General features: G+C 66.8%; 7 protein-coding genes and 1 pseudogene. 7 read left to right on the plus strand and 1 reads right to left on the minus strand.

From position 1 onward, the window contains the following. The coding region (locus AC08OV_RS24165) for a hypothetical protein (RefSeq protein WP_476620389.1) at positions 1–448 on the minus strand (448 nt) is incomplete at its 3' end. A 407-nt stretch (positions 449–855) separates the two neighbouring features. Here AC08OV_RS24165 and AC08OV_RS24170 point away from each other — a divergent pair. The 7 genes and pseudogenes from AC08OV_RS24170 to AC08OV_RS24200 form a co-directional block, all read left to right on the plus strand. After that, the gene (locus tag AC08OV_RS24170) at positions 856–1047 is read left to right on the plus strand and encodes a hypothetical protein (RefSeq protein ID WP_476620390.1); all 192 of its coding nucleotides are present in this window, start codon (positions 856–858) and stop codon (positions 1045–1047) included. Positions 1048–1049: 2 nt separating this feature from the next. Then, complete coding sequence (locus AC08OV_RS24175) at positions 1050–1289, plus strand: hypothetical protein (protein ID WP_476620391.1); 240 nt, start codon at positions 1050–1052, stop codon at positions 1287–1289. A 151-nt stretch (positions 1290–1440) separates the two neighbouring features. Further along, entirely contained in the window at positions 1441–1629 is a 189-nt protein-coding gene (locus tag AC08OV_RS24180; protein WP_476620392.1) for a hypothetical protein, read from the plus strand. Positions 1630–1860: 231 nt separating this feature from the next. Next, complete coding sequence (locus tag AC08OV_RS24185; protein ID WP_476620393.1) at positions 1861–2277, plus strand: hypothetical protein; 417 nt, start codon at positions 1861–1863, stop codon at positions 2275–2277. Between the two features lie 34 nt (positions 2278–2311). Continuing rightward, positions 2312–2503 (plus strand): hypothetical protein, encoded by a 192-nt coding sequence (locus AC08OV_RS24190; RefSeq protein WP_476620394.1) that lies wholly within the window; start codon positions 2312–2314, stop codon positions 2501–2503. Between the two features lie 24 nt (positions 2504–2527). Continuing rightward, positions 2528–2782: a hypothetical protein gene (locus AC08OV_RS24195; protein WP_476620395.1), complete on the plus strand. Its 255-nt coding sequence runs from the start codon at positions 2528–2530 to the stop codon at positions 2780–2782. Between the two features lie 80 nt (positions 2783–2862). Beyond that, a pseudogene (locus AC08OV_RS24200) lies at positions 2863–3211 on the plus strand (hypothetical protein); the annotation flags it as partial.

Genomic DNA, 3211 nt, shown 5'->3' on the forward strand with positions numbered 1-3211 from the left:
TGCTGCTGGCGTGGGTGGTGTCGCGTCCGACGCGGATCCGCTGGTAGAGCTCCATGGCGAGGCGGAGCGTGAGGCGGCGTTCGTGGTGGCGGCGGATGGTGTCGCCGGCGACGCCGTAGTGCACGCCGGCTTGCTCGCGCCGGTCGGTGCGGGTGAATATCCGGCGTCGTCCTGGGGTGGCGGCGGGGTGGAGGTCTAGGAGTTCTTCCAACGCTCGTGCGGTGCGGCCGCCGAGGGCGGCCACGGCGACGATAAGCAGCCGGTGTGTGTCGATCGCACGATCATGCGGGCTGGCTCCGGGGCGGGACGGGCTGAGAATGTCGATCAGTGCCCGGCCGTGTTTGTCCGCGAGGAGATCGGACGGGTACGGCACGCCGGTCGCGTACAGCTTGTCGATCAGTGCGGCGAGGTGAGAGACAAGGTCGTCGTGCGAGTCGTCATCGATCATGGTTACGGTCATGGCTACCCCAGGGCAAGGACGTGTGCGGCGAGCATCGACACTGCCCGCATGCGCACCGTGACGGTAGCCCATCGTGCCCTATTTGTCGTCGTGTTGTTCCGGCGGTGCCGATGCTCGGGACGGGACGGTTGCCCTGCCGCACCCTGCGGCTATGACTGTATGTAGCTGATCGTGTGTGCTGCCGGGTCTGCGCCGGGGGGTGCCGGGTTGACGCCGGGTATGCCGGGTTGACGCCGGAGGGGCGCCGGATACTGCCGGGGGAATGTGCCATTCTCCGCCGGAATCGGGGTTTGTGCGGGGGGCAGAATTCTCGTTGCCGGCACGGTTCGGGTTGACCGGGCCGCGTCGGCACGAAGAATCCTTGTCCTGTTCCCGTGCCCGGAGGTTTCCTCGTCATGCGCCGTGTTTATCTTGCGGGTTCCCCGTGGGGGAGTTCCGTGCGCTGGTGCCTGTTCTTCGGTGGTCTGATCGTGCTGGTGGCGGGTATCGAGTACGCCGCGGGGTTCTTCGTGTCCCCGGGGGTGTTTCTGGTGGTGGCCGGGATGGTCGCGGCCGTGTTCTGGGTCGGCTCGCGGCTGGGGAGCTGACCGTGAACCGTCTTGCTTTCATGGTCGATCCTTCTCGCCCGGTTTCCTTGCCCGCGCCGTCCGGTTCCCTTGCCTATCAGGCCGCGTGGTGGCTGCTGGAAACCGCCCTGATCCTCGGGATCGTGTTTCCGGTCGCGCGGGAACGCCGCGCACCGGTCATTGTCTGGTGCGTGTTTCTGTGGGTCCTGCTGACGGTGGTGCGTTTCCTTCCGGTGCTGACCGGTCTGCGGTCCTTCTCGTGACCACCTCCTGTGAAAGGACACCTCGGCCATGCCGTTCCTGTTTCCCGAGGGTCCCGGCCTGCGTGATCTGGCGGGAGAGCCGGCCAGGGTTCCCGGGAATGTCAGCCGGTGACGGCCGTACGGCCGTTTCCGGCGGGAAGAAAGGTGTGTGATGGCACGGTACTATCTTGTCCGCCGGTCGCTGTTGGGAACGGTGGTGCGCTGGTTTTGCGGGTTCGCCGTGGTGACCGTGTGCGCGACGGTGGCGCAGTGGGCGGCGACGAACGCGTTGTTCCCGGTGGTGGCGGTGTTCGCTCTGGTGGTCCTTGTCTTCTGGGCTATCGGGCGGGGCCGGGAGTGAACCGGCGTCATGTGGCGGTGTTCTGCTCGGCGTTGGCCATCTGGTTCGCGGTTGGTGTCGCGGGGTGTTGATGCCGCCTTCCGAAACCGCGCCGCCGCGTCAGCGGCCGTTGACCGGTGCGCCGCGCGGACCCCCGTTTCAGGTCCGGCGATCGTCTCAGTGTCACGTCTTGTTCCCCTGCCCGTGGCGCGGGCAGGTCACCCATTCCTGTTTATCTGTGGAGGAATATTTATGCCTACCAGTTCTGAGCCGGACCCGTCGGCCGCCGAGTTCGGGCCGTTGACCCTGGACGATCTCGCTAACCGGGTCGAGAAGGCGCATACCGAGCATGTGGAGGGCTACACGGCCAGTACGGTGCTGCACCGCCTGTACCTCGCCGAGGCCTTCGAGAACGAGCGGCTTCGGGCCGCGTTGGATCTGGTTTTCTCGCGTCTTGGCACGTGGCATAGGCGGACACGGGAGGTGTGGCGGCAGGCGTACAACACGTGGGCTGTTCCGGCCGGGATGGATCCGGTACCCGCCCATCCCCACATGACCGACGCAGAGGCCACCGAGGCCACCGACGACGTTGACGACGTCGATGAGGCCGACGACGCCGGAAACGAGGATGTTCCGGCTGGCAGCGACGGGTCCGACCCGAACGACTAGCCCGCGCCCCGTACAGGAAAGGAAACCCTGTCCCATGGTGAGTATTTCGATCATTCTGTTGTTGTCGTTCGCGGTCGTGGTCCTCGTCCGGTCTTACCGGCTGAGTCTGGCGTCGGCGCTGCTGTGCATCGTCCTCGGGTTCTATCTGGCTTCCTCCGGGCTGGCCCCGACAATCCAGCAGATCGTCAACCAGGTGATTAACGTCGTGTCGACCATCGGCGTGTAGCGGAAAGGACAGCAGGATCTGATGATGACGTTCTTTTTCATCATGATACTGGTGGCGCTCGTGCTTACCGATGGAAGCCTGTTGGTGTTGCTGCTGGTCCGGCTCGCCGAGGAACAGCGCGACATCGGTGATGTCCGCCGCCTGCAGGAAACGCAACGCCGCCAGGAAACGCGGCGCCGCGAGGAAACGCGGCGCCGCGAGGAAACGCGGCGCCGCGAGGAAACGCGGCGCCGCGAGGAAGCGCAACGCCGTCTCGGCCGTATTCCGCCTGGCCGTTGAGTTCGCCCCGGGGCGCGGTTCCTGACCGCCACGACAGACACCGCGCCCCGGGTTCCCCACGCAGACAGGGAACTTCCATCATGTCCGATCGCAGTCCTCTGCCGCCCGGTGAACCCTCCGACCCGTCCGAGCATCCCTCCGACCCGTCCGAGCATCCCTCCGACCCGTCCGAGCATCCCTCCAACCCGTCCGAGCATCCCTCCAACCCGTCCGAGCATCCCTCCAACCCGTCCGAGCATCCCTCCAACCCGTCCGGCGATCCCTCCGGCCTGTCCGATCATTCCTTCGGCCCGTCCGTGGGGGCTCGCCTGCCTGGCTGGTCTGGCGGGTGGGTGCCGGATGTCGAGACGGCGCGCGCCGATCTGGCCCCCTACCAGCCGAGGGACCGCCGTCCGCTCCCCGCCCGGCCTGCGCCGGTGCCGGTGGGGG

The sequence above is a fragment of the Frankia sp. CeTa3Moorea genome (assembly GCF_978021225.1).